The 26,054-nt window shown below is 62.9% G+C and carries 21 protein-coding genes; 9 read left to right on the forward strand and 12 right to left on the reverse strand.

Going from position 1 to position 26,054, the window contains the following annotated elements:
- Positions 1–8 precede the first annotated feature (8 nt).
- Positions 9–926 (forward strand): pyridoxal-phosphate dependent enzyme, encoded by a 918-nt coding sequence (locus IWW33_RS01010; RefSeq protein ID WP_174141412.1) that lies wholly within the window; start codon positions 9–11, stop codon positions 924–926.
- Positions 927–977: 51 nt separating this feature from the next.
- Here the strand turns inward: IWW33_RS01010 and IWW33_RS01015 are convergent, their stop codons facing one another.
- Positions 978–1,436 carry a metallophosphoesterase family protein gene (locus IWW33_RS01015; protein WP_046785586.1) on the reverse strand — a complete coding sequence of 153 codons (459 nt, stop codon included), beginning with the start codon at positions 1,434–1,436 and terminating at the stop codon, positions 978–980.
- Between the two features lie 236 nt (positions 1,437–1,672).
- On the opposite strand from IWW33_RS01015, the gene IWW33_RS01020 reads away from it, so the two are divergent.
- Together IWW33_RS01020 and IWW33_RS01025 are read left to right on the forward strand one after the other, a co-directional pair.
- Positions 1,673–2,770: a carboxynorspermidine decarboxylase gene (locus IWW33_RS01020; protein ID WP_119688762.1), complete on the forward strand. Its 1,098-nt coding sequence runs from the start codon at positions 1,673–1,675 to the stop codon at positions 2,768–2,770.
- Positions 2,771–2,802: 32 nt separating this feature from the next.
- Complete coding sequence (locus IWW33_RS01025; RefSeq protein WP_039602482.1) at positions 2,803–4,047, forward strand: saccharopine dehydrogenase family protein; 1,245 nt, start codon at positions 2,803–2,805, stop codon at positions 4,045–4,047.
- 77 nt (positions 4,048–4,124) lie between these two features.
- Here the strand turns inward: IWW33_RS01025 and IWW33_RS01030 are convergent, their stop codons facing one another.
- Positions 4,125–5,171 (reverse strand): class I SAM-dependent methyltransferase, encoded by a 1,047-nt coding sequence (locus IWW33_RS01030; protein ID WP_174141411.1) that lies wholly within the window; start codon positions 5,169–5,171, stop codon positions 4,125–4,127.
- Between the two features lie 231 nt (positions 5,172–5,402).
- Here IWW33_RS01030 and IWW33_RS01035 point away from each other — a divergent pair, with 231 nt between their 5' ends.
- The 3 genes from IWW33_RS01035 (at position 5,403) to IWW33_RS01045 (ending at position 9,790) form a co-directional block, all read left to right on the forward strand.
- Complete coding sequence (locus IWW33_RS01035; protein ID WP_115275162.1) at positions 5,403–6,623, forward strand: putative DNA modification/repair radical SAM protein; 1,221 nt, start codon at positions 5,403–5,405, stop codon at positions 6,621–6,623.
- Positions 6,614–7,456 (forward strand): TIGR03915 family putative DNA repair protein, encoded by an 843-nt coding sequence (locus IWW33_RS01040; protein ID WP_174141410.1) that lies wholly within the window; start codon positions 6,614–6,616, stop codon positions 7,454–7,456. Before IWW33_RS01035 ends, IWW33_RS01040 begins: the two co-directional genes overlap by 10 nt.
- Before the next feature lie 165 nt (positions 7,457–7,621).
- Positions 7,622–9,790, forward strand: coding sequence for a TonB-dependent siderophore receptor (locus IWW33_RS01045; protein ID WP_012314010.1), 2,169 nt, complete (start codon positions 7,622–7,624; stop codon positions 9,788–9,790).
- A gap of 75 nt (positions 9,791–9,865) precedes the next feature.
- Here the strand turns inward: IWW33_RS01045 and IWW33_RS01050 are convergent, their stop codons facing one another.
- The 3 genes from IWW33_RS01050 to IWW33_RS01060 all read right to left on the reverse strand — a co-directional run bounded on the left by IWW33_RS01050 (position 9,866) and on the right by IWW33_RS01060 (position 12,571).
- Positions 9,866–10,837: a biotin-dependent carboxyltransferase family protein gene (locus IWW33_RS01050; protein WP_174141409.1), complete on the reverse strand. Its 972-nt coding sequence runs from the start codon at positions 10,835–10,837 to the stop codon at positions 9,866–9,868.
- A complete protein-coding gene (locus IWW33_RS01055) occupies positions 10,834–11,721 on the reverse strand; it encodes a carboxyltransferase domain-containing protein (protein ID WP_174141408.1) in 888 nt (295 codons plus the stop codon). Before IWW33_RS01055 ends, IWW33_RS01050 begins: the two co-directional genes overlap by 4 nt.
- A 91-nt stretch (positions 11,722–11,812) precedes the next feature.
- Complete coding sequence (locus IWW33_RS01060; RefSeq protein WP_119688758.1) at positions 11,813–12,571, reverse strand: 5-oxoprolinase subunit PxpA; 759 nt, start codon at positions 12,569–12,571, stop codon at positions 11,813–11,815.
- Positions 12,572–12,690: 119 nt separating this feature from the next.
- Between IWW33_RS01060 and IWW33_RS01065 the strand changes: the two genes are divergently transcribed.
- The 3 genes from IWW33_RS01065 (at position 12,691) to IWW33_RS01075 (ending at position 16,502) form a co-directional block, all read left to right on the forward strand.
- A complete protein-coding gene (locus IWW33_RS01065) occupies positions 12,691–13,608 on the forward strand; it encodes a LysR family transcriptional regulator (RefSeq protein ID WP_046785595.1) in 918 nt (305 codons plus the stop codon).
- Positions 13,609–13,696: 88 nt separating this feature from the next.
- A complete protein-coding gene (gene treS, locus IWW33_RS01070) occupies positions 13,697–15,763 on the forward strand; it encodes a maltose alpha-D-glucosyltransferase (protein ID WP_174141407.1) in 2,067 nt (688 codons plus the stop codon).
- A gap of 121 nt (positions 15,764–15,884) precedes the next feature.
- Complete coding sequence (locus tag IWW33_RS01075) at positions 15,885–16,502, forward strand: riboflavin synthase (protein ID WP_046785597.1); 618 nt, start codon at positions 15,885–15,887, stop codon at positions 16,500–16,502.
- Between the two features lie 130 nt (positions 16,503–16,632).
- Here the strand turns inward: IWW33_RS01075 and proP are convergent, their stop codons facing one another.
- From proP to IWW33_RS01110, 7 genes are all read right to left on the reverse strand, one after another.
- Positions 16,633–18,135: a glycine betaine/L-proline transporter ProP gene (gene proP / locus IWW33_RS01080; protein ID WP_174141406.1), complete on the reverse strand. Its 1,503-nt coding sequence runs from the start codon at positions 18,133–18,135 to the stop codon at positions 16,633–16,635.
- Between the two features lie 91 nt (positions 18,136–18,226).
- Positions 18,227–19,201, reverse strand: a complete 975-nt coding sequence (gene hemB, locus IWW33_RS01085; RefSeq protein WP_046785599.1) for a porphobilinogen synthase — start codon at positions 19,199–19,201, stop codon at positions 18,227–18,229.
- 126 nt (positions 19,202–19,327) lie between these two features.
- On the reverse strand, positions 19,328–19,705 hold the full coding sequence (locus IWW33_RS01090; protein ID WP_012313999.1) for a response regulator: 378 nt from the start codon (positions 19,703–19,705) through the stop codon (positions 19,328–19,330).
- A 47-nt stretch (positions 19,706–19,752) separates the two neighbouring features.
- Complete coding sequence (locus IWW33_RS01095; RefSeq protein WP_119688754.1) at positions 19,753–20,979, reverse strand: hybrid sensor histidine kinase/response regulator; 1,227 nt, start codon at positions 20,977–20,979, stop codon at positions 19,753–19,755.
- Entirely contained in the window at positions 20,973–21,548 is a 576-nt protein-coding gene (locus IWW33_RS01100) for a chemotaxis protein CheB (RefSeq protein ID WP_119688753.1), read from the reverse strand. Before IWW33_RS01100 ends, IWW33_RS01095 begins: the two co-directional genes overlap by 7 nt.
- Positions 21,545–22,366 carry a protein-glutamate O-methyltransferase CheR gene (locus IWW33_RS01105; RefSeq protein WP_174141405.1) on the reverse strand — a complete coding sequence of 274 codons (822 nt, stop codon included), beginning with the start codon at positions 22,364–22,366 and terminating at the stop codon, positions 21,545–21,547. The genes IWW33_RS01100 and IWW33_RS01105 overlap by 4 nt, the downstream gene beginning before the upstream one ends.
- Positions 22,363–25,830 carry a response regulator gene (locus IWW33_RS01110; RefSeq protein WP_174141404.1) on the reverse strand — a complete coding sequence of 1,156 codons (3,468 nt, stop codon included), beginning with the start codon at positions 25,828–25,830 and terminating at the stop codon, positions 22,363–22,365. The genes IWW33_RS01105 and IWW33_RS01110 overlap by 4 nt, the downstream gene beginning before the upstream one ends.
- Positions 25,831–26,054: the final 224 nt, after the last annotated feature.

Here is a 26,054-nt window from a genome sequence, read left to right on the forward strand (position 1 = left end):
GCTAAGCGATGACCCTGCATATCCACACCCCTCTGATCGAATCCCGCCCGCTGTCGCTGGCCGCTGGCCGCTCGATCTGGCTCAAGCTCGACGCGCTTCAGCCCTGTGGCTCGTTCAAGCTGCGCGGGGTGGGCCATGCCTGCGAAGTGCACCATGCTCGGGGCGCCCGCCACTTCGTGTCCTCGTCCGGTGGCAATGCCGGCCTGGCGGTAGCCTACGCCGGGCGCCAGCTGGGTGTGCCGGTCACGGTGGTAGTGCCTGAGACCACCACCGAACGCGCCAAGGAACTGTTGCACCAGGAGGGTGCCAAGGTGGTGGTGCATGGCAGCTCGTGGCAGGAGGCCAACGCGTTGGCGCAAACCCTGGTCGGGCCGGACGATGCCTTCATTCACCCCTTCGATGACCCGCTGCTGTGGGCCGGGCATGCCAGCCTGGTGGATGAAGTTGCGGCAACCGAGTACAAGCCCGATGCGGTGGTGCTGTCGGTGGGCGGCGGCGGCCTGCTCAGTGGCGTGGTCGAAGGGCTCAGGCGCAACGGCTGGAACGATGTCCCTGTGCTGGCGGTGGAAACCGACGGGGCGGCCTCGCTGCACGCGGCGGTACAGGCAGGTCACCCGGTAGAGCTGGAGCGCCTCACATCGGTGGCGACCTCGCTGGGCGCCAAGCGTGTTGCCGACCAGGCCCTGGCGTGCGTGCAGGAGCATCCGGTGCACAGCGTTCTGGTCAGTGATCGCGCGGCGCTTGAAGCATGCGAGCGGTTTCTGGCAGACCACCGGGTGCTGGTGGAGCCTGCCTGCGGGGCGGCATTGGCGTTGGCTTATGAGGCCGCGAAGCTGGACGGTTACCAGAATGTGCTGGTGGTCGTTTGTGGGGGGGCTACGGCCACGCTGAAACAGATTCAGGACTGGTTGAAGCAGATCGCCTGAGGTTGCCTTCACGGCCCTGATCGCCGGCAGGCCAGCGATCAGGGCAGAGCATCACCCAAGCAATTGAATGATGCGCGGCGCCAGGTGCTCGCCCTCGATGTCAATGACCGCCACCGTGACCGGCAACTTGAACCGCCGCGGCCCGGCACTCCCGGGGTTCAGGTACAAGCGCCCTTGCCGCCAGTCGATCAATGGCTTGTGCGAATGCCCAGTGATCACCACGCGCACCGCCTCATCCAGTTCGGCCGGTACATCGGCAATGTCGTGCACCAGCAGTGTCTGCCACCCCTGCATGTCGAAGTATCGCTGATCGGCCAATCGAGCTGCCCAGGGCAGCGTCAGGTCGTTGTTGCCGCGCACCACCTGCACGGGCGCCAACGCCTGGAGTGCCTCAATGATTTCAGGCTTGCCGATATCACCGGCATGCACGATCAGTTCGCAACCGGCCAGCGCATCAAGCGCCTCGGGCCGCAGCAAGCCGTGGGTGTCGGAGATGACGCCAGTTTTCATTCATGGCTCCTGTGCGGGTCTGCTGCGTTGCAGCTACTCATCGGATTCTCCTTCAAATGCGCAGCCGGTGATTAGGATGGTCATACTGGCCTGTTCCAATGAGCTCGCCGCAATCGGAAAAATTCCGGCCTGTCGGCAACGACCTCGACGAAATGCATATCTCGCCCTTTCGGTATGCAGCAAGTGAAGGCACAATGCGTGTCCTTTTTTTGGCCGGCCTGGCCGGGGGCCTTTAAATGATCAAGACGCCGTATTACCTCATCGATAAAACCAAGCTGCTGAGCAACATGGAGAAGATCGCCTACGTGCGCGAACACTCCGGTGCCAAGGCTCTGCTCGCCCTCAAGTGCTTCGCCACCTGGTCGGTCTTCGACCTGATGCAGCAGTACATGGACGGCACCACGTCCTCGTCGCTGTACGAGCTCAAGCTCGGCCGCCAGAAGTTCGCCGGCGAGACCCACGCCTACAGCGTGGCCTGGGCCGACGACGAGGTCGAGGAAATGCTCGAGAACTGCGACAAGATCATCTTCAACTCGATCGGCCAGCTGCAGCGCTTCGCCGAGCAGTCCGAAGGCAAGGTCCGCGGCCTGCGCGTCAACCCGCAGGTCAGCAGCTCCGACTACCTGCTGGCCGACCCGGCCCGCCCGTTCAGCCGCCTCGGTGAGTGGGACCCGGAGAAGATCGAGAAGGTCATCTCGCAGATTTCCGGCTTCATGTTCCACAACAACTGCGAGAACGGTGACTTCGGCCTGTTCGACAAGATGCTGACGCACATCGAAGAGCGCTTCGGCCACCTGCTGCACAAGGTCGAGTGGGTCAGCCTGGGTGGCGGCATTCACTTCACCGGTGAAGACTATGCCGTCGATGCGTTCTGCGCGCGCCTGAAAGCCTTCGCGCAGACGTACGGCGTGCAGGTCTACCTGGAGCCGGGCGAAGCGGCCATCACCAACAGCGCCTCGCTGGAAGTGACCGTGCTCGACACCCTGTACAACGGCAAACACCTGGCGGTGGTCGACAGCTCGATCGAAGCACACCTGCTCGACCTGCTGATCTACCGGCTGAACGCCAAGATGGCCCCCAACGATGGCGAGCACACCTACATGGTCTGCGGCAAATCGTGCCTGGCCGGCGACATCTTCGGCGAGTACCAATTCGATCGTCCGCTGGCCATCGGCGATCGCCTGTCGTTCATCGACACGGCGGGTTACACCATGGTCAAGAAAAACTGGTTCAACGGTTTGAAGATGCCATCCATCGCGGTCAAGCAGCTCGACGGCAGCGTCGAAGTGGTGCGCGAGTTCGGTTTCGAAGACTACGTTTCCAGCCTGTCGTAAGACCGGCTATCAAGTAAGGAGCAAGGGATAAATTGAAGAAGAACGTTCTTATCATTGGTGCAGGAGGTGTCGCCAAGGTGGTGGCCCACAAGTGCGCGCAGCATAACGACGAACTCGGTCGTATTGCCATTGCGTCGCGGAACATCTCCAAATGCCAGGCCATCATCGACAGCGTCAAGGCCAAGGGTAGCCTCAAGGTACCCGCCGACATCCAGGCCTTCTCGCTCAACGCCCTCGATGTCGAGGCAACCAAGGCACTGATCCGCGAGACCGAATCGCAGATCGTGATCAACGTGGGCTCCGCCTTCCTCAACATGTCGGTGCTGCGTGCCTGCATCGATACCGGTGTCGCCTACCTGGACACCGCGATCCACGAAGAACCGGGCAAGATCTGCGAGACGCCGCCCTGGTACGGCAACTACGAGTGGAAACACCTCGAAGAATGCCAAGAGAAGAACATCACCGCCATTCTCGGCGTCGGTTTCGACCCGGGTGTGGTGAACAGCTACGCAAAACTGGCGCAGCAACAGTATTTCGACAGCATTGATTCGATCGATATTCTCGACGTCAATGCCGGGTCCCACGGCAAGTACTTCGCCACCAACTTCGACCCGGAAATCAACTTCCGCGAGTTCACCGGGCAAGTATGGAGCTGGCAGAACAGCCAGTGGACCAGCAACACCATGTTCGAGGTCAAGCGTACTGACGACCTGCCGGTCGTGGGTTCGCAGAACCTGTACCTGACCGGTCACGACGAGGTCCACTCGATCTCGAAGAACCTCAACGTGCCGAACGTGCGCTTCTGGATGAGCTTCGGCGAGCACTACATCAATGTGTTCACCGTGCTGAAGAACCTTGGCCTGCTTTCCGAGCAACCGGTCAAGACCGCTGAAGGCCTGGAAGTGGTGCCGCTGAAAGTGGTCAAGGCCGTGCTGCCTGACCCGGCTTCGCTGGCCCCGGGCTACACCGGCAAGACCTGCATCGGTGACCTGGTCAAGGGCACCAAGGATGGTCAGCCGCGTGAAGTGTTCATCTACAACGTGGCCGACCATGAAGAGGCCTACGCCGAGACTGACAGCCAGGGTATCTCCTACACCGCCGGTGTACCGCCAGTGGCTGCAGCCCTGCTGGTTGCCCGTGGCGAGTGGGATGCCAAGCGCATGGTCAACGTCGAGGAGCTGCCAGCCGAGCCGTTCCTCAAGGCGCTGGACGTCATGGGCCTGCCGACCCGCGTGAAAGATGAAAAAGGCGATCGTCCTTGGGACGCTGAAGCCTAAGCAGCAAGAGAAGGGGCGCCAACTGGGCGCCCCTTCTTTTTGTCTGCACCGGCCTCATCGCCAGCATAGATCTACGCCTACTTCCTGGCTTCCAGTATCAGGTTGAACGGTGTCTGTGTCGCCCGCCGGAACTGCGTGAACCCCGCCTCCTCGAACACCGCCCGCAAGCGCGCCTCCCCGGCCTGTGCACCCAGCCCCAGCCCGACCTCCTGGGACAACGAATTCGGTGTACAGATAAACGTCGACGCGGCATAGAACAGGCGCCCGACCGGCGTCAGGTTGCCGTCCAGCGTATCCTCGGCATAGGGCTCCACCAGCATCACCGTGCCGCCGGGCTTCAACGCCTGGTAGGCATGCCGTGCAGCGCCAACGGGGTCGCCCATGTCGTGCAGGCAATCGAAGAAGCACACCAGATCATGATCGCTGCCCGGATAATCCTTGGCCGAAGCCTGCTGGAAACTCACCTGCGGGGTCAAACCGGCCTCACTGGCGCGTTCGCGGGCCGTGCTGATGGACGGCGCATGGTAGTCATAGCCGATAAAGGTCGATGCTGGAAACGCTTGGGCCATGACCAGCGTCGAAGCGCCATGCCCGCAACCGACATCCGCGACCTTGGCGCCGGCCTGCAGCTTGGCCACCACACCGTCGAGCGCCGGCAGCCAGTCGGCCACCAGGAAGGTGCGATAGCCGGGCCGGAAGAAACGCTCGGTACCGCTGAACATGCAGGGGTGATGGTCGCCCCAGGCCAGCCCGCCATCACCGCGCATGGCAGCCACCAGCTTGTCCTTGTCATGGAACAGCGCGGCCACCACCGCCGCGCCACCCGCCATATAGGCCGGTGAGTCCTCCAGCGCCAGTGCCATGGCCTGTTCCTCGGGCAGCACGAAACTGCCCTGGTCATGGACCATATAGCCGGACGCGGCCTGGGCGTTGAGCCATTCGCGCACCAGCCGTGGGTGGCAGCCGGTCCGGGCCGCCAGCACCTCGGGGGTGACCGGCTGACTATCAGCCATGGCCCGGTACAACCCCAGTTCGTCGCCGAGTATCACATTGGCCAGGGTCGCCGCAGCGCCCATGTCTCCCACCAGCTTGCCCATGAAATCCTGAAGCTTTGCCTCGTCCATGACCTGCCCTCCTCTGCAAGAAGGCCACCGTCAGCGAGGGATGTCTGATCCGGGGTCGCGGTGGTCGGATTAAGGTGTGAGAGCCCGCCGTTATGGAAACCGCAGCGGGCTGTTTGTAAGTTTAGATGTCCTGACTGAGCGGGTCGGAACGTTTGATAGGGCTGCTGCGCCACTTGCATTCAGTCCATTCTCAAAATACTGTATGAATATTCAGTATCACGAGACACCCCCATGCAGCTCATTGCCAAGCTTGGCATCCTCGCCGATGCCGCCAAGTACGACGCGTCCTGTGCCAGCAGTGGCGCGCCCAAACGCAGCTCGCGCGGCAGCGAGGGCCTGGGCGCCACCAATGGCATGGGCATCTGCCACAGCTATACACCGGACGGGCGCTGCGTTTCGCTGCTCAAGGTGCTGTTGACCAACTTCTGCCTGTACGACTGCCAATACTGCGTCAATCGCCGCTCCAGCAACGTGCCGCGGGCACGTTTCACGCCCGAGGAGGTGGTGCGCCTGACCCTGGATTTCTACCGGCGCAACTGCATCAGCGGCCTGTTCCTGAGCTCCGGCATCATCCGCTCGGCCGACTACACCATGGAACAGTTGATCCGCGTGGCGCGCCTGCTGCGTGAGGAGCACAACTTCCGGGGTTACATCCACCTCAAGACCATCCCCGACGCCGACCCACTGCTGATCGAGGAAGCCGGGCGCCTGGCCGACCGCCTCAGCGTCAATATCGAACTGCCCACCGATGCCAGCCTCAAGCGCCTGGCACCGGAAAAACACGCTCACACCATTCGCCAGGCCATGGGCGTGATCCACCAGGGGCAGCAAGCCGTGGCGGGCGAACCGAAGGCACCGCGTTTCACCCCGGCCGGGCAAAGCACCCAGGTCATCGTCGGCGCCGACGCCACTGACGACAGCACACTGCTGCGCAACGCCGAGTCGCTGTACCAGGGTTACGGCCTCAAGCGCGTGTATTACTCAGCCTTCAGCCCGATACCCGACAGCCCCGGCAGCGTGCCGCTGGCAGCCCCACCGCTGCTGCGCGAGCACCGCCTGTACCAGGCAGACTTCCTGTTGCGCGGCTATGGCTACAAAGCGGGTGAGTTGCTTGGCCAGGAGGGTAACCTGGCGCTGGACATAGACCCCAAGCTTGCCTGGGCGCTGGCCAACCGTGAGGTGTTTCCGCTGGATGTGAACCGTGCCGAGCCCGCACTGTTGGCACGCATCCCCGGCATCGGCCTGCGCAGTGTGCAGCGGCTGGTGGCGCTGCGCCGTGAACGGCGCGTGCGCTACGACGACCTGATCCAGCTGCGCTGCGTGCTCGACAAGGCCCGGCCATTCATCATCACCAGCGACTACCGCCCAGGCCAGGCGGAGCTGCGCAGCGGCCTGCTGCGCGAGCGCCTGCGTGAACCACAGGCGCCGGTGCAGATGGGGTTGTGGGGGTGATCGCGCTCGACTGTGACGAGCACTTCAGCACCTGGCGCGACCAGGCCCGCACGCTGCTCGGGCACGGCATCGACCCGGCGCAAGTGACCTGGTCGCAAGGGCCGATCGACGACCTGCTGGCGGTGCCTGCCCCCCTGCCAGACGGGCCCGGCCCGTTCCGCGCCAAGGTACCGGCAGCGCTGTTGAGCCTTTTGGAACAGGCATCGCGCTACCGGGGCGAGCAACGCTGGAACCTGCTGTACGAAGTGCTCTGGCGCGTGGCCCACGGTGACCGCACGGCAATGCTTGCGGGCGACCGCCTGGGCAGTGAACTGCACCGGCGTATCAAGCAGGTCAGCCGTGAAGCACATCACCTGCATGCATTCGTGCGTTTCGTACCCTTGCCGCCAGCACTTGCCGAGCAGCTGCAATTGGACCTGGTGGCCTATCACGAGCCGGCCCATGACATTCTGCCCAGTGCCAGCGCGCACTTCGCCGACCGCCTGGGGCGCCAGCGCTGGTTGATCGCCACACCGCAGGACGGTATTCGCTTCGACGGCCAGGGTTTCGATTACCAGCGGCACTGCCCGGACGCCTGGCGGCAGTGGGCGCGCAATGCCGATGACCCGGGTGCCGAGCTGTGGCGGACCTACTACCGCCATACCTTCAACCCCGCCCGCCTCAACCCGGATGCCTTGCGCCTGCACATGCCGGGGCGTTTCTGGCGACATTTGCCCGAAGGCATGCTGATCCCGCAACTGGAAGGGTTGGCGCGCCAAGGCAAGCAACGTGATGGCCAGGCTGCGGAAGTGGCTGTGCAGCAGGGCAAGACGATAAACCGCACTGAACCCTGATCCCCTCTGCACGAAGCCGCCCGGCCACCGCCACAAATGTGAAAAAAAGGTAAAAATTCCTGCATCCCAATCTTTCAAGGGCAGGCAAATCCTGACAAACTTATTGTTAATCGTTCTCATACACACTTTCAATAACGTTTAACAATGTACAGGAACCCACCCCCAATGCCGTCGCCACTCGCGCCCTCGCGCCATCTCCCTGCCCGCAACCTGCTCGCCATGGCCGTGTGCATGGCCATCGTCACACCGGCCTTGGCCGAAGACGACCAGCCCACCACGCTGGTGTTGGGCGCCACCGAGATCAGCTCCGATCGGCTGGGCAGCACCACCGAGGGTTCGCAGTCCTACACCACAGGTTCCATGGCCACCGCCACCAAGCTGCCATTGAGCCTGCGTGAAACACCGCAGGCGGTGACCGTGATTACCCGTCAGCGCATGGACGACCAGGCGATGACCAGCATCAACGACGTGGTCAAGGCCACGCCAGGGCTGTTCCTTGACTATTCCGGCGGTCCAGGTCGGCAAAACTACATCTCGCGTGGCTTTGACATCGACAACCTGATGTACGACGGCATTCCGAGCGGTTACAAGCCGTATACCGTAGGCGCCCAGCCTAACCTGGCCATGTTCGACCGCGTCGAGATCGTCCGCGGCGCGACCGGCCTGATCACCGGCTCCGGCAACCCTTCGGCGGCCATCAACCTGGTACGCAAGCGTCCGCTGGCCGAACAGAAGGTCACCCTGACCGGCGCCGCTGGCAGCTGGGACGACTACCGCGGCGAAATCGATGCCTCCAGCCCGCTCAACGACAGTGGCACACTGCGCGGCCGCGTGGTGACGTCATACCGGGGGGCCAACAGCTACATCGATGACGTCGAACAAGACCACGGCCTGTTCTATGCAATCACCGAGGCGGACCTGTCCGAAGACACCACACTGACCCTCGGCTTCTCTCACCAGAAAGACCAGACCAACAACTTCTGGGGCGCCATGCCAACCGCCCTGAACGGCCACCACATGGACTTCTCGCGTTCCTACAACCCAGGCAGTGACTGGGAAAACAAGGATCAGGAGATCAACACCGTATTCGCCGAAGTGCAGCAGCGCCTGGCCAATGACTGGAAACTTCAGGTCAACGCCAACTATTCCCAGCAAGACGGCACCTTCACCGGCTCCTACCAGTCGCGCTGGGCCGGGCTCAATAAGCCGTTGTCCCGCACCGCTTACCAGTCCAAGCACCAGGAAAACCAGGCCGGCCTTGACGGCTTCGTCAGCGGCCCGTTCGAAGCGTTTGGCCGCACCCACGAGCTGGTGGTGGGCGCCAGCAAGCGCATCTACGACATGGACACACGCAACTACAGCCCGTACGACACCAACTGGCCGATCGATGGCGGCAAGCCGAACTTCGTGCACACCAACAACGTACGCGAAGTCACCACCCAGGAAGGCGTGTACATGACCACCCGGCTGAGCCTGGCCGATCCGCTGAAGCTGATCCTGGGCGGCCGCCTGGACTGGTATGACTATGACAACAAGGAAAGTGCCAGCGCCGATTACAAAGTCACGCGCAACGTCACTCGCTACGCGGGCCTGATCTACGACCTGGACGATCATCACTCGGTGTATGTCAGCTACAGCGACATCTTCAACCCGCAGGAGTACAAGGACGCTTCCGGCAGCCCGCTCAAGCCGGTCGAGGGCAAGAACTATGAAATCGGCGTCAAGGGCGAGTACTTCGATGGCGCCCTCAATGCCAGCGTGGCGCTGTTCCGTATCGACCAGGAAAACCGTGGCGTTTCGCAGACCGACCTGGCCGGCTGCAGCGACCCGACCAACTGCTACGTCGCCTCTGGCGAGGTACGCAGCCAAGGTATCGACATGGAGCTGCAAGGTGCGCTGACCCGCAACTGGCAGGTCGGTGCCGGCTACACTTATGCCCGCGTCCACACCCTCAAGGACGCCGCCAACCCAGGCAACGTCAACCAGCGCTTCGACACCGATACCCCCGAGCACCTGTTCAAGCTGACCACCACCTACCGCTTCGAGGGCCCGCTTGAGAAGCTGCGCATCGGTGGCAACATCTCCTGGCAGAGCCGCATCTACAACGACTTCACCGTTGCCGATGGCAGCGAGTACCGCCTGGTCCAGGGGTCGTACGCGGTCACCGACCTGATGGCCGGCTACCAGGTCAACAAGCACCTCGACCTGCAACTCAACGCCAACAACGTGTTCGATCGCAAGTACTACTCGGCTGTGGCCAACTCGGTCAACTATGCCGGCGACACCTGGGGCGCGCCGCGCAACATGATGCTGACGGCCAAGTACAGCTTCTGACCTGACGGGTTGCCAGCCTGTACCGGACGCTTCGCAGCACAACCCGCGAAGACGCCGGTACAGGCACCCCACGAATCAGCCGAACAATTTGCTCAGATACCCCAGCCTCTTCTTGTAAGACCGCCGCGCCTCAAGCGCATCCTCCATGCTCACCGGCAAGAACCGCGCCTGCTGGTTCGGCTGCATCTGCCCGATCAGGTCCAGGTCGGCGCTGATCACCGTGCCGATCATGGCGTACCCACCGCCAGACACCGCATCGCGGTGCAAAATGATCGGTTCCAGCCCGGCTGGCACCTGTATCGAACCGATCGGGTAGCAGCTGTCGACGATATTGGACGGGTCCGATCCTGCGCCGAATGGCTGCTCTCGCGGCTGGAAACTCAGCGCGTTGCCGCCCTTGTAGCGGTAGCCGATGCGGTCGGCCTCTGAGCCCACCGTCCAGGCATCGGTGAAAAAGCTTTTCGCCGCAGCATCAGTCAGGCGGTGGAAGTACAGCCCCGGCACCACGCGCAATACCACTTCCCCACCCAGTGCCTGGCGCAGCGCCATTGGCAAACTGGCTCCTGCACGGGCTTTGGCGCTGGGTACACCGACCGGCAATACATCGCCTGCCAGCAGCTTACGGCCGTGAAAACCGCCCAGCGCGCCCAGGGCGTAAGTGGACCGGCTACCCAGCACTTCTGGCACATCGATGCCGCCCGCAACTGCAAGGTAAGCACGTGCCCCGGCTGTGGGGAAGGCGAAGCGCAGCACCTGGCCTGCCCTGACTGCAAACGAAGTGTCAGGGCGCTGTTCGCGGCCATCGAGCAGCACCGGCATCTGTGCGCCACACACCGCCACTACGGCATCCTGCAGAAACTCCAGCTCCGGCCCCACCAGCGCACATTCAAGGCCAGCAGTACCCGCCGGGTTGCCGACCAGCTGATTGGCGGCGCGCAACGCATATTGATCAAGCGCACCGGAGGGCGGGATACCCAGGTGGTAATAGCCTTCCCGGCCCAGGTCCTGCACCGAGGTTGCCAGGCCAGGTTTGAGTACCTTGATCATGCCAGCACCTCCTGCAACGACTTGGGATAGCCGACCGGGTCGGCCAGGAAAGCATCGAGGGAAAACTCTACCGGGCGAATGCGCAGGTCGAAACGGCCGTCCTCGACATCCGCCACCGCCTGGTCGTAGGCCTGACGGTCGATGGGTTTGAACTGCACGATGTCCCCTGGGCGGAAGAACACCATGTGCTCCTTCAGGTAGTTCAGGCCCTGCTGCGGGTCGTAGATCGGCGCCGGGGTAACGCCGAACATCTGGTAGCCCCCTGCCCCGCGCACCGAATAGATGCAACCGAAACAACCGCCGTGGCCCAAGGTCAGCTTTGGCGTGTCGGTGCGTGGGCGCAGGTACTTGGGCACCTGCAACTGGCGCTCGCGCTCGACCATCTGGAACATGAACGGCAGGCCGGCGACGAAGCCGACCATCGACACGAACCAAGGCGCGCCACTGTGCGCGGCGATGAACGCATCGACATCGGTCAGGCCATTGATGCGCGCCGCGTATTCGAGGTCGGTACTGTTCGGGTCCTGGTGGCGGTCGCGAAAGCGCATGAGGGTTTCATGGGTCCAGGGGTCGTTGTACAGCACCGGGATCTCGATGATCCGGGTGTGCAACGCGCGTTCGGCAACCGCCTCGGCCTCTGCACCGCGCACCGCTGCAAGCAGCACATCGGGGGCGATGCGGTCGGGGTCGAAGCGGATCTGGAACGAGGCGTTGGCCAGGCAAATGTCCAGCACGCCCTCCAGCGCCAGGCGCTCCACCGCCCGGGTGACGGCCATGCCTTTGAAGAAGGCCTGGAGCGACATGCTGTCGCTGACCTCGGCAAACAGGTGCTCGTCGGCACCAAAGCTGTAGCGGATCGGGGTACTGGCAAGCGGCTCGGCCATGTCTGCTCCTTTTTTGGAATCTTTATCGTAAGGCAGGCAAAAACAATGCAGTGCAGCGGCACCGGTGTCTGGGCACCGGGTGCCTTGAACCTCAACGGGGCGTGCGCACCTCGATGCCGGCGGCGTCAAGCGCTGCGCGTGTGGCTTCGACCAGGTCGAGCGCGCCGGGAGTATCACTGTGCAGGCAGATCGAGTCGAATTCGATGGCCAGGTCCTGGCCCTCGACCGTGCGTACCACGCCCTCGCGGCAAGCCCGCAGCACGCGCTCGGCGACCGCCTGCGGCTCATGGCCACGCACATTGCGGGTAAACACGATGGAGCCGCTCAGGTCGTACTCGCGGTCAGCATAGAACTCACGCACCACCGGCTGGCCGAGCGCCTGCGCAACCCGGCAGATCACCGAGCCAGGCATGCAGTACAGCAACAGCTGCGGCTCGATCACCTGCAGGTTCTGCACCAGCAACCGGGCGGCTTCCTCATCACGGGCCAGGTGCATGTACAGGGCACCATGGGGCTTGATGTGTTGCAGTTTCACGCCCTGCGCACGGGCGATTTCACGCAGCGCGCCCAACTGGTAGAGCATGTCGTCGACCAGTTCCTGGGCCGGCGCGTTGATGTGCCGGCGGCCGAACCCGACCAGGTCACGAAACCCCGGGTGAGCGCCTACCGCCACGCCCAGCGCCTTGGCCCGCTCGACGGTGCGACGCATGGTGCCAGGGTCGCCGGCATGAAAGCCGGTGGCGATGTTGGCCGAACTGATGAAGGCCATCAGTTCGTTGTCGACGCCGTCGCCGATGGTCCACGGGCCGAAACCCTCGCCCATGTCAGAATTGAAGTCTACTGCCTGCATGCCTACGCTCCCGGTGCTTGTGACGGTGTGAAGGTCACGTTAGATTCTCCACAACCCCCTTGGGAAGATCTATAAACAGATAAGGTGTCTTCTGAAAAACAGATACCCAGGAGTCTCCCGTGTCACTGACCTTGCGCCAGGTTCGCTACTTCGTCGCCACCGCCGAGATCGGCCAGATCTCCCAGGCCGCCATCCACCTCAACATTTCCCAATCAGCGGTCACTACCGCGATCAAGGAACTGGAGGCAATGCTCGGGGTGTTGTTGTTCCAGCGCTCGGCGCAAGGCATGAGCCTGACCGATGCGGGCCGGCATTTTCTCAACCGCGCCTATGTGATCCTGCGCAGTGTCGATGACGCACTCAACAGCCCGCTGCCGGACGTGCGCGCCAGTGGCTTGCTGCGCCTGGCGGCGAGCTACACGGTGATCGGCTATTTCCTGCCGCACCACTTGCAACGCCTGGAACACTGGCACCCGGACGTAAACCTGCAGGTACACGAGCAGGAGCGCAGCGCCATCGAGCAAGGCCTGCTGGAAGGCCGCTTCGACATGGCGGTGGTGCTCACCGCCAACCTCACCCACCCGGATATCGTGTCCGAAACCCTGTTCAACTCCGAGCGCCGGCTGTGGCTGCCCAGCCACCATCCATTGTGCGAGCGCTCTACGGTCAGCCTGGCCGATGTTGCGCGTGAGCCGTTCATCCTGCTGACCGTGGACGAAGCCGAGCAGAGCGCCATGCGTTACTGGGAGCTGGCCGGCCAGCGGCCCAGCGTGCGGGTGCGCACCAGTTCGGTCGAGGCGGTGCGCAGCATGGTCGCCAATGGCAGCGGCGTGGCGATCCTGTCGGACCTGGTGCACCGGCCCTGGTCGCTCGAAGGCAAGCGCATCGAGACCGTGACCATCAGCGACCCGGTAACGCCCATGAGCGTGGGCCTGGCCTGGCACCGCGAGCGGGCATTCAGCCCGGCGATGCAGGCCTTGCGCGACTACTTCCATGGTGCTTTCCTGGCGCCGCAACAGTTGTCGGCTCGGCGCTGAATGGCCAGGGCCTTGAGACCTGAGCCGAACGTTCCGGCGCCGTCGTCGTCATAACTTGGCCGGTGCCGCCACGCAGAGAGGACGCGAAATGACTCAACCAGACCCGTCATACGTCAAATGGCTCGAAGAGCGTTCCATGCTCAAGGCCTCGCAGGAGCGGGCCCGACTGTATTCCGGGCAATCGCGCCTGTGGATGAACCCCTACGCCGAAACGCAGCCACGCCGCGCCACCGACATTGCGTCGGTATGGCTCACCGTCTACCCCGACGCGATCATCGCGCCTGAAGGCTGCTCGGTGCTCGGCGCGCTGGGCCACGAAGCCTTGTGGAAGCGCCTGTCGGAAATTGGCGTGCAGGGCATTCATACCGGCCCCATCAAACAGTCCGGCGGTGTCAGCGGGCGCGATTTCACCCCCAGCGTGGACGGCAACTTCGACCGCATCAGCTTCGACATCGACCCGCTCTACGGCAGTGAACAAGAGCTGGTGCAGATGAGCCGCATGGCGGCGGCGCACAATGCCGTGACCATCGATGACCTGATCCCCTCGCACACCGGCAAGGGCGCCGATTTCCGCCTGGCCGAGCTGGCCCACGGCGCCTATCCAGGGCTGTACCACATGGTCGAGATCCGCGAGGAAGACTGGCCGCTGCTGCCAGACGTGCCCCCTGGCCGCGACTCGGTCAACCTGCTGCCCGCACAGTGCGACGAACTCAAGGCACACCACTACATCGTCGGCCAGCTGCAACGGGTGATCTTCTTCGAGCCTGGCGTGAAGGAGACCGACTGGAGCGCAACGCCACCGATCACCGGTGTCGATGGCAAGACGCGGCGCTGGGTCTACCTGCACTACTTCAAGGATGGCCAGCCGTCGCTGAACTGGCTGGACCCAAGCTTTGCCGCCCAGCAAATGATCATCGGCGACGCCCTGCACGCGCTGGATTGCCTGGGCGCGCGCGGCCTACGCCTGGATGCCAACGGTTTTCTCGGGGTCGAGACCTGCGCCAGTGGTACCGCCTGGTCAGAAAGCCACCCGCTGTCGATCGTCGGTAACCAACTGATCGGTGGCATGATCCGCAAGGCCGGCGGGTTCAGCTTCCAGGAGCTGAACCTGACCCTGGACGACATCGCGCAGATGTCCAAGGGCGGCGCCGACCTGTCCTATGACTTCATCACCCGCCCGGCTTACCAGCATGCGCTGCTGACCGGCGATACCGAGTTCCTGCGCCTGATGCTCAAGGAAATGCACGGCTTCGGCATCGACCCGGCGTCGTTGATTCACGCCCTGCAGAACCACGACGAACTCACCGTCGAGCTGGTGCACTTCTGGACCCTGCACGCCCATGACATGTACCTGTACCGGGGCCAGACCCTGCCCGGCAACATCCTGCGCGAACATATCCGCGAGGAAATCTACGAACGCCTCTCGGGCGAACACGCCCCTTACAACTTGCGCTTTGTCACCAACGGCATCTCCTGCACCACCGCCAGCCTGATCACGGCGGCGCTGGGCATCCGTGACCTGGACCAGATTGGCCCGGCGGATGTCGAGCTGATCCAGAAGGTGCACCTGTTGCTGGTGATGTACAACGCCATGCAGCCCGGTGTGGTCGCACTGTCGGGCTGGGACCTGGTCGGCGCCCTGCCGCTGCCGGCCGAGGCGGTGGCGCAAAAGATGGCCGATGGCGATACCCGCTGGATCCACCGTGGCGGCTACGACCTGGCCGGGCTCGATGCGCAGGCCGAGGCATCGGTGCGTGGCATGCCGCGCGCACGCGCACTGTACGGCAGCCTCGACCAGCAGCTGGAAAGCAGCGATTCGTTCGCCAGCAAAGTTAAAAAACTGCTCGCCGTGCGCCAGGCCTACGGTATTGCCAGCAGCCGCCAGGTACTGGTGCCCGAGGTCAGCAGCCCGGGGTTGCTGGTGATGGTGCACGAGCTGCCGGCCGGGCGTGGCATCCAGATCAGTGCGCTGAACTTCGGGCAGGAGGTGATCGCTGAAGAGCTGCTGCTGACCGGCTTCACGCCCGGGACGGTGGTGGACATGATCAACGAGACGGTCGAAGGCGACCTGACCGAGGATGGGCGGCTGATGATCAACCTGGACCCGTATGAAGCCTTGTGCTTGAGAATCGTCAACAGCAGTGGGCACGTCTGAGGCTGTATCAGCTACACCTGTGGGCGCCGGGTTGCCGGCGCTCACGGTCCGCCCGGCTTGCTTTTAAAGCTCCAGGGGCATAGTTTCCGGGCATCATTTACCGCGCCCAGGAGCAAATTCCATGTACACCGGCATCGTCCAGGCCGTCCGCCCCCTGCTTGCTGTGACCACCTACCCGGGCCACAACGAGTTCACCATCGACCTTACCCCGGAACTGCTCGACGACCTGAAGATCGGCGCCAGCGTGAGTGTCGAGGGCACCTGCCTGTCGGTCACCGAAATTGACGGCACCCACGTGAAGTTCGACGCCATGACTGCCACCCTGGAGCGCACCAACCTGCGCTGCTTCAAGGCAGGCCAAGGCGTGAACATCGAGCGCTCGGCGAAAATGAACGCCGAAGTCGGCGGCCACCTGATGGCCGGCCACGTCGCCACCACCGCCGAGATCGTCGAGCTGTCGATCAAGGAAACCGGCGCCTTCATCACCTTCCGCATGCCGCCGCAGTGGGCCAGATACGTGTTCCCACGCGGGTTTCTCGGGGTCAACGGCTGCAGCCTGACCGTCGCCGACGTGGACGACACCTTGGTCACCATCAACCTGATCCCGGAAACCCTGCGCCAGACCACTTTCGCCAACTACCAGGCCGGTGAACTGATCAACATCGAAGTGGACCACCAGACCATGGTCCTGGTCGATGTGGTGGAGCGCACACTCAAAGCCACGCTGGCCCGTGCCTGATCAGATGCTGCGGGTAATACCGCCATCGACCCTGATGTTCTGCCCGGTGATAGGCACTGCATGATTGGCATGACCAGCCGCCTCGGGCGGATGACATACAGTTTATCGACTGGGTGAACAGGCCCTTCCCTTACTCGATGCGCGGGTGTTGCTGCACCAGCGACTTGCGCTTGGCCTCAAGCTCGGCAATCTGTTCGTCGATGTCTTCGATCTTCTGCTCGATGTTGTCGTGGTGCTCCTGCAGCAGCTCACGCGCTTCATCGATATCCGATGCCGCCGGGGCGGCGCCACGCAGTGGCTTGTTGGCGGTTTCTTTCATGGTCAGGCCGGTAACCAGGCCGATGGCGGCAACTACCATCAGGTAGTAGGCCGGCATGTACAGGTCGCCGGTGCTCTCTACCAGCCAGGCAGCCAGGGTTGGGGTCAGGCCGGCGATCAGCACCGAAATGTTGAAGGCGCTGGCCAGGGCGCTGTAACGAATGTGGGTGGGGAACATCGCTGGGAGGGTCGAAGCCATCACGCCGATGAAGAAGTTGAGCAACACGGCGATGATCAGCAAGCCGGCGAAGATCACCCCGAGCACACCGCTGTTGATCAGCATGAAGGCCGGGATGGCCAGGGCGAACAGACCGACACTGCCGACAATGATGAACGGGCGGCGGCCCCACTTGTCGCTCAGCAGGCCGATGATCGGCTGCACGAACAGCATGCCGACCATGATCGCGATGATGATCAGCACACCGTGGTCTTCGCTGTAGTGCAGGTTGTGCGACAGGTAGCTGGGCATGTAGGTGAGCAGCATGTAGTACGTGACGTTGGTGGCGATCACCACGCCAATGCACGTCACCAGGCTGCGCCAATGTTTAGTGGCGACTTCCTTGAACGACACCTTGGGCCCCGAGGCCAGGCCTTCGCGGTCGCCCTGTTCAAGTTTTTCGACATGCTGCTGGAACGCCGGGGTCTCTTCCAGCGCATGGCGCAGGTAGAGGCCGATGATGCCCAGCGGCAAGGCCAGGAAGAACGGCAGGCGCCAGCCCCATTCAAGGAATTTTTCCTCGCCCAGGAAGGTGGAAATCAGCACTACCACGCCGGCACCGAGGACGAAGCCGGCAATCGAGCCAAAGTCCAGCCAGCTGCCGAGGAAGCCGCGCTTGCGGTCGGGTGCGTATTCGGCGACGAAGATCGAGGCGCCGGTGTATTCACCACCCACCGAGAAGCCCTGGGCCATTTTCGCCAGCAGCAGCAGGATCGGCGCCCAGATGCCGATGGAGTCATAGGACGGTATCAAGCCGATGGCGAAGGTACTGAGCGACATGATCACAATGGTCGCGGCGAGGATTTTCTGTCGGCCGAACTTGTCGCCCAGGGCACCGAAGAACAGCCCGCCCAGCGGGCGAATCAGGAACGGAACCGAAAAGGTGGCCAAGGCCGCGATCATCTGTACGCTGGGGTCGGCGTTGGGGAAAAACACCTTGCCCAGGGCGTAAGCGACAAAGCCGTAAACGCCGAAGTCGAACCACTCCATGGCGTTGCCCAGTGCAGCGGCAGTGATCGCCTTGCGCATCTTGGCGTCGTCGACGATGGTGATGTCTTTCAAGCCGATCGGCTTGACGGTTTTCTTGCGTGATTTCATCCCTGTGTCCCTGTCACTGAGGCTCTTTGGCATCAGATACACAGGGACACAAAATAATTCCACACTCAGCGATTTCTCGCGTGTATTGGCCTCAGATGCCTTCGCGGGCCAGGTCCATGGCGAAGTAGGTCAGGATCAGGTCGGCACCGGCACGCTTGATCGCGCCGATGCTCTCGCGCACCACTCGCCCTTCGTCGATGGCGCCGGCCAGGCCGCCGAACTTGATCATCGCGTACTCACCGCTGACCTGGTAAGCCGCCAGCGGCAAACGCGACGCAGCGCGAATGTCGGCGATTACGTCCAGGTAGGCACCCGCCGGTTTGACCATCAGCACATCGGCGCCTTCCTGCTCGTCGAGCAGCGACTCGCGCACCGCTTCGCGGCGGTTCATCGGGTTCATCTGGTAGCTCTTGCGGTCGCCCTTGAGCGTGGTGCCACCGGCTTCACGGAACGGGCCATAGAGCGACGAGGCGAACTTGGTGGAGTAGGCCATGATCGCGGTGTCGTGAAAGCCCGCGGCATCCAGTGCACCACGGATGGCCTGAACCTGACCGTCCATCGCCGCCGACGGTGCGATGAAATCGGCACCGGCCGCGGCAGCGACCACCGCCTGCCTGCCCAGGTTGGCCAGGGTGGCGTCGTTGTCCACACCATGGTCGTGCAGCACGCCGCAATGGCCGTGGCTGGTGTACTCACAGAAACAGGTGTCGGACATCACCACCATTTCCGGCACGCTGTCCTTGCAGATGCGTGCCATGCGCGCCACCAGGCCGTTCTCGTTCCAGGTATCGCTACCGGTGGCATCGAGGTTGTGCGAAACGCCGAAGGTCATCACCGACTTGATGCCGGCGCGGGCGTAGCGTTCGATTTCCTGGGCCAGCAGTTTTTCGGGAATACGGTTGACCCCCGGCATGCTGCTGATCGGCACGAAGTCGTCGATGCCTTCCTCGACGAAGATCGGCAGGATCAGGTCTTCGAGGCGGAATTCCGTCTCCTGGAAAATCGTGCGCAGCGACTCGTTCTGGCGCAGGCGGCGGGGGCGAACGGAAGGGAAAAGATTGGACATGACAGCTCCAGGGAATATGGACGGCGTACACCATATGCCTGTTGAGCTTCAGTGAAAAGGCTCAATGACGAGATTGTGCCTTGCATCAGGGGCAATAGCCGGGGCGGTCAGCCCCGGTACACGGCCTCAGCGCAACAGGTCCTGGATCTGCTTGTGCAAGGTATCCAGGTCAAACGGTTTGGCCAGGATCGGCGCCTTGCGGGCGATGGGGCTGCCCGACTCGAGAATCTCCGCCGGGTAGCCGCTGATGAAGATCACCTTCAGGTCCGGTCGCAGTTTCACCGCAGGCTCGGCGATCTCGACGCCGGAAATGCCGCCGGGCAAGCGGAAGTCGGTGACCATCAGGTCCAGGTGCGGCTTGCTCGCCAGGATGGCGAACGCCTGTTCACCGTCCTCGGCCACCAGTACGTGATAGCCCTCGCCTGCCAGGTAGTCACGCAGGATCATCCGGATTGCCGGTTCATCCTCGACCACCAAAACCACATCTTGTGCATCTTCACTCATGACAACAGCGCCTTGAAATTCATACAGTTGGCCATCGGACCCCAGGCTCAGGCAGAGGTTGCCCGCACCTGGTCGTTTTGTTCGGTCAGCCGCGTCAGCGGCAATTGCAGGCTGAAGGTGGCGCCCTTGCCTTCCTCGCTCTGCACCTGGATCTGCCCGCCATGGGCCTGGACGATCTGCTCCGAGATATACAACCCCAACCCCAGCCCGGCGCTGGCCTGCTGAGTGGCCACGCGCTCGAACTGCTGGAAGATCCGTTGCTGGTTCACGCCACTGATGCCAATGCCGTGATCCTGCACTTGCACGCAGGCCATGCCCGCCTGCTCGAATACCCGAACCTCGACCGGCTGGCGTTCGCCATAACGCAAGGCATTGGACAACAGGTTGGCCAGTACTTGTTCAATCCGGAATTCGTCCCACTCACCCTGCAGGCCATCGCAGCGCTGCAGATCGATATGCGTGCCCAGCGCGGTGGCCTGGGCGGTGAAGTTTTCTACCAGGCCACGCACCAGCTGGCCGAGGTCGAACAGCTTTGGCCGCAGCGACAGCTTGCCGGTGCGGATGCGCGACACATCGAGCATGTCTTCGATCAGACGGATCAGGCTATTGATCTGCCGTTCGTCGCGCTCGACCATGGCCTGCAGCTTGTCGGCGCTGAACGCCTCCAGGCTGCCGCGGGCCAAGTGCATCTTGCGCAGCTGGGTCTCGAGGATAAGGCCATTGAGCGGCGTGCGCACCTCGTGCGCTACGATCGACATGAAGTCGTCGCGCATGCGTACCGCATGCTCCAGCTCACTGCGCGCCACCTGCAACTGCGTCAGCAGCAGCTCCTGCTCCTGGCGGCTGCGCTCAAGGGCCTGCAACTGCCTGTCGAGCACTTTGCGCTGGCGGTAAAGGTCGACAAACACCGTGACCTTGTTTTTCACCGCCAGGGTATCTAGCGGCTTGTACAGGAAGTCCACCGCGCCGCTTTCGTAGCCCTTGAAGGCGTAATTCATCTCGCGCCCGGCAGCGGTGACGAAGACGATCGGGATATTGCGAGTCTTTTCCGTGCCGCGCATCAGTTCGGCCAGTTCAAAGCCGTTCATGCCCGGCATCTGCACGTCGAGAATGGCCAGGGCAAACTCGTGCTCCAGCAGCAACGACAAGGCGGCTTCCGCAGACTGGGCCTGGTGCACCTCACGGTCTTGGCCCTGAATCAGGGCGTCCAGGGCCAGGAGGTTTTCCGGCAGATCGTCGACGATCAGCAGTTTGGCGGGGATGTGGCTTAGCATGCGCTGGATTCCAGGTTGGCGAGCAATTGCCCGATGCCGCTCAAAGAAAGAATAAGGTCGGGCTGGTGGAGCGCCAATGCGGCCTCCGGCATCAGCGCCACCTGGGCGTCGCGGGGGTCCTGGACCACGGTCCGGCCGCCGCTGTTCTTGATGTAGGCAAGGCCTTTGGCACCGTCCTCGTTGGCGCCTGTGAGCAATACACCCAGCAGGCCCGCGCCATAGGCATCGGCAGCCGAGATGAACAGGAAGTCAATGGCCGGGCGCGAGAAATGCACCGGCTCCTCCTGGCTCAGCGACAGGCTCAAATCCTGCTCGACCGACAGGTGATAACCAGGCGTCGCCACGTAGATCTGGCCAGGGGCGATGACCTCTTTGTCCCGAGCCTCACGTACCGGCCTGTGCAGGCGCCGCTGCAGCACTTCGGCCAGATGGCTGTGGCGGTCATCGGGCAGGTGCAGCACGCACAGCACAGGCGTCACGAATGCCGGCGGCAGGCCGCCGAGCACCTGAAACAGCGCCTGCACGCCGCCCGCCGAGGCACCGATCACCACCGCGCTCACGCCCTTCATGATTTCCGGAAGATCCGTTCGGGCTTGACCAGCGGCTCGAAGCGGTCGCTGTAAGCGGAGAAATCCACCGATTCCTTGCTGCCCAGCACCAGAAAGCCACGGTGACACAAGGACTCATGGAACAGCCCCAGGGCGCGGTCCTGCAGCTCCTTGTTGAAGTAGATCAGCACATTGCGGCAGGACACCAGCTGGGTTTCGGAGAACACACTGTCTGTGGCCAGGCTATGGTCGGCGAAGGTCACGTTGTCGCGCAGGCTGCTGTCCATGATGGCGTTACCGTAGGCGCTGGTGAAGTACTCGGCAAAATCGCGCCGCCCGCCGGCCAGGCGGTAGTTTTCTTCGTACTCGCGCATGCTCTGCATCGAGTAGATGCCCTGCTTGGCCCGGTCCAGGGAACGCGGGTTGATATCGGTGGCATACAGGATGGTGCGCTCGAGCAGCCCTTCCTCGCGCAGCAGGATGGCCATCGAGTACACCTCCTCGCCGGTGCTGCAGCCGGCGATCCAGATCTTGATCGACGGCCAGGTGCGCAACAGCGGCACCACTTCGTTGCGCAGGGCAAGGAAGTGGCTAGGGTCGCGGAACATCTCGCTGACCGGGATCGTCAGGAACTGCAGCAACTGCATGAACATGCCCGGGTCGTGCAGCACCCGCTCCTGCAGGGCCGACACCGTCAGGCAATCGAACTGGCGCAGGGCATGGAGGATCCGGCGCTTGATCGAAGCGCCGGAGTAGTTGCGAAAATCGTAGCTGTACTTGAGGTAGATCGCCTCGATCAGCAGCCTGATCTCGATGTCGGTGTTGCGCTCGCTAATCAAATTCGCTCCAGTTGCGGCAGCCACACACGGATCAACGAGAACAGGCGGTCCAGGTCGATCGGTTTGGCCAGGTAATCATTGGCGCCAGCCTGCAGGCAGCGCTGCTGGTCATCCTTCATCGCCTTGGCGGTCACGGCGATGATCGGCAACTTGCGCCAGCGCGGCTGCTGGCGGATCAGGCGGGTAGCCTCGAAGCCGTCCATTTCCGGCATCATCACATCCATCAGCACCAGGTCGATATCGTCATGCTGCTCCAGGCGTTCGATGGCCTCACGCCCGTTGCGGCCGATCTCGACGATGGCGCCCTTGTGCTCCAGGGCACTGGTGAGGGCGAAGATGTTACGCACATCGTCGTCCACCAGCAGCACCTTGCGGCCTTCGAACACCTTGTCACGGCTGCGCGCGGTCTTGAGCATGCGCTGGCGTTCATGGGACAGCTGCGATTCGACTTTGTGCAGGAACAACGTCACTTCGTCGAGCAACCGCTCTGGCGAGCGGGCCCCCTTGATGATGATCGAGCGCGAATACTTGAGCAGCTCGGCTTCTTCCTCACGGGTGAGGTTGCGCCCGGTATAGACGATCACCGGTGGGAAGGAGCGGATATCTTCTGCCGTCATGCGCTTGAGCAGCTCATTACCGAGCATGTCGGGCAGCTTGAGGTCGATGATCATACAGTCGTAGATGTTCTCGCGCAGCAACGCCAGGGCGTCCTGGGCCAGGGCCACGGCGGTGATCTCGATATCGTCGTCGCCGATCAGGCGGGCGATGCTCTCACGCTGCAGGTCGTCATCCTCCACCAGCAGGATGTGCTTGAGCTTCTGTGTCAGCTTGGCTTCCAGGCGAGCGAACACTTCTTTGAGCTCTTCGCGGCTGGTCGGTTTGACCGCGTAACCCACCGCCCCCATGTGCATGGCCGCCTCGACGCGGTCTTCCACCGATATGATGTGCACCGGGATATGCCGGGTGGCGGCCAGCTCCTTCAGGCGCTGCAACACGGTGAGGCCGGAGTGGTCGGGCAGGCGCATGTCCAGCAGGATCGCATCGGGAATGTACTGGGCTGCCAGCGCGAAGCCCTCGTCGGCGGCCTGGGCCACCAGGCAGCTGTAGCCCAGTTCGTGAGCCAGGTCGAAGAGGATACGGGCGAAGTTCGGCTCGTCCTCGATCACCAGGATGCAGCGGTTGCCGAACGGGGCGTGCTCGCGGTCATCGGCGAAGGTCGGTGCAGGCAGTTTCGGCGATGCTGCCGTGGCGACCTTGGGCGCCGGCGGCAAGGTGTCGACTGCCGGGCGCAGGCTGTGGGCCTCGACCTCCTCGACCTCGGCTTCGTAGCGCTCCGGCATGGTCAGGCTGAACACACTACCCTGGCCAGGGTTGCTGTCGACGCTGATCTGTCCACCCAGTAAATGCGCCAGGTCGCGGGAAATCGACAGGCCCAGCCCGGTGCCGCCGTATCGGCGGTTGCTGCTGCCATCGACTTGGTGGAAGGCACCGAAGATCGCCTGCTGCTGGTCGGCGGCGATACCGATGCCGGAATCGCGCACGGCGAAGACAATGCCGGTGCCTGCCTGGTGGCTGATGGTCAGGCTGACCTGGCCGTGGTCGGTGAACTTGATCGCATTGGACAGCAGGTTCTTGAGTATCTGCTCCAGGCGCTGGCGGTCGGTGAACAGTGTCACCGGTACATGAGGCTCGACGTTGACCTCGAAAGCCAGGCCCTTGTGCTCGGCCAGCGGCAGGAACATGCCGCGCAGGCCCTCGACCAGGCGCTCCAGCTGAGTGGTCTCGGGGCGCACTTCAAGCTTGCCGGCCTCGACTTTGGCGATGTCGAGAATGTCGTTGATCAGGTTGAGCAGGTCATTGCCGGCCGAATAGATGGACTCGGCGAACTTGACCTGTTCGGCGCTGAGGTTGCCCTCGCCGTTCTCCGCCAGCAGCTTGGCCAGGATCAGCGAGCTGTTGAGCGGCGTGCGCAACTCGTGGGACATGTTGGCGAGGAACTCGGACTTGTACTTGCTCGAACGCTGCAGCTCATCGGCGCGGGCCTGCAACTCTTGCTGGGCCTGCATCAGCTCGTCGTTCTTGCGGTCCAGGGCATCGGTACGCTCGGACAGTTGCTCGTTGGTCTGCTCAAGCTCGGCTTGCTGGGTCTCCAGGTGGGCCTGGGACTCCTTGAGCACGCGGGACTGCTCTTCAAGCTCCTCGTTCGCAGTCTTGAGTTCTTCCTGCTGCACCTGCAATTCTTCGTTGAGCTGCTGAGTCTCGGCCAGCACTTCCTGGAGGCGCTGGCGGTAACGGGCGCTTTCGATTGACATGCCGAGGTTGCCACCAACCCGCTCCATCAGCTCATCGTCCCGCTCCTGCAGTGGGCGCAGGAAGCCCAGTTCGATCACACCGTTGATCTGGCCATCATCGATGGCCGGCATCAGCAAGGCACTGCGCGGCAAGCCGCTCCCCAGGCCGGAACTGAGGCGGTAGTAGTCCTCGGGCAGGTCATCCAGGCGCAGCAGGCGGCCTTCGCGCACTGCCTGAGACAGCAGGCCATCGTGGGCGGCCAGCACCTGTTCGCGGCCCTGCTCCTCGGCGTCCAGGCCATAGCTGGCGACGCGCACCAGGCGCCCATGGCCGTCGCGCACGTACAGCGCACCGACCACGCTGCCCAGATAGCTGGCGAAGAAGCGCAGGATGTTTTCGCCAAGCATCGGCAGGGTCAGCTGCCCCAGCACCTGCTCGGCCAGCTGGGTCTGACCGTTGCGCAGCCAGGCCTGGTGTTCCAGGCGCTCGGCCGAGCGCTGCTGAGCCTTGAGGTTGTCATCGTAGCTGGTCGACAGCGCCATCAGGTCGCGGCGGCCCAGGTAAGCCAACAAGGCGCTCAGGCCAACGATCAACAGCACGAACGCTGAAATGGCGGTCACTGTAACGTTGCTGACCTTCTCGTTGCGGGCCATGCGCAGCTGCTGTTCAGTGCCGATCAGGTCGTCGAATTCCTTGCGGATCTCGTCGGTGATGCGTTTGCCGCGACCGTTAATGACCGACTGTCGGTAATCTCCGCCATCGCGGCGCTGGTTGATCATCTCGCCGCCAAACTCATTCCAGGCATGCTGCAGGGCGATCAAGCGGTCGATGCGGTCGACCTGCTGAGGGTTGTCCTCGACCATACCGCGCAGGCTGTTGAGGCTACCCTGAATCTTCGGTTTGGCGACCTCGTAAGGGTCCAGGAAGCGCTCGTCACCGGTGATCAGAAACCCGCGCATGCCGGTTTCCATGTCGATCGACAGCTTGACCGCTTCGTTGGCATTGCCGATCACCCGATCGGTGTGCTCGACCCACTGCATGGCCGACAGCAGGTAGTTGATCACCGCGACGAAAGCCACGGCACCGAGCAGGCCCACCCCCAGGGGCAAGCCAATGTTGCGGCTCAACAGCTTGCGGAAGCTTTGCTGGTCCATCGAGGCTGCTTGAATCATTTGAAAACGCCCGAGCGAAAAAGTCCATTGAACGGTGTGGCGGATAAAGCCTGTTCTTGTATGCCGCCGCGCTCACCGGTTAACAGCGAGTCTAACCAGCTTTGCTGGCCGCGACAGGGCATTTAGCCAGTATTTGAAGGTTACCTTCAGCAATCGTTCCATCCAATCGCAACGATCGGTATCCTCACGGAACTTCTGACGCTGGCCGGCGCACAGAATAAAGA

This window comes from Pseudomonas sp. M2 (assembly GCF_015751845.1).
GTDB classification, from domain to species: Bacteria; Pseudomonadota; Gammaproteobacteria; order Pseudomonadales; family Pseudomonadaceae; genus Aquipseudomonas; species Aquipseudomonas putida_E.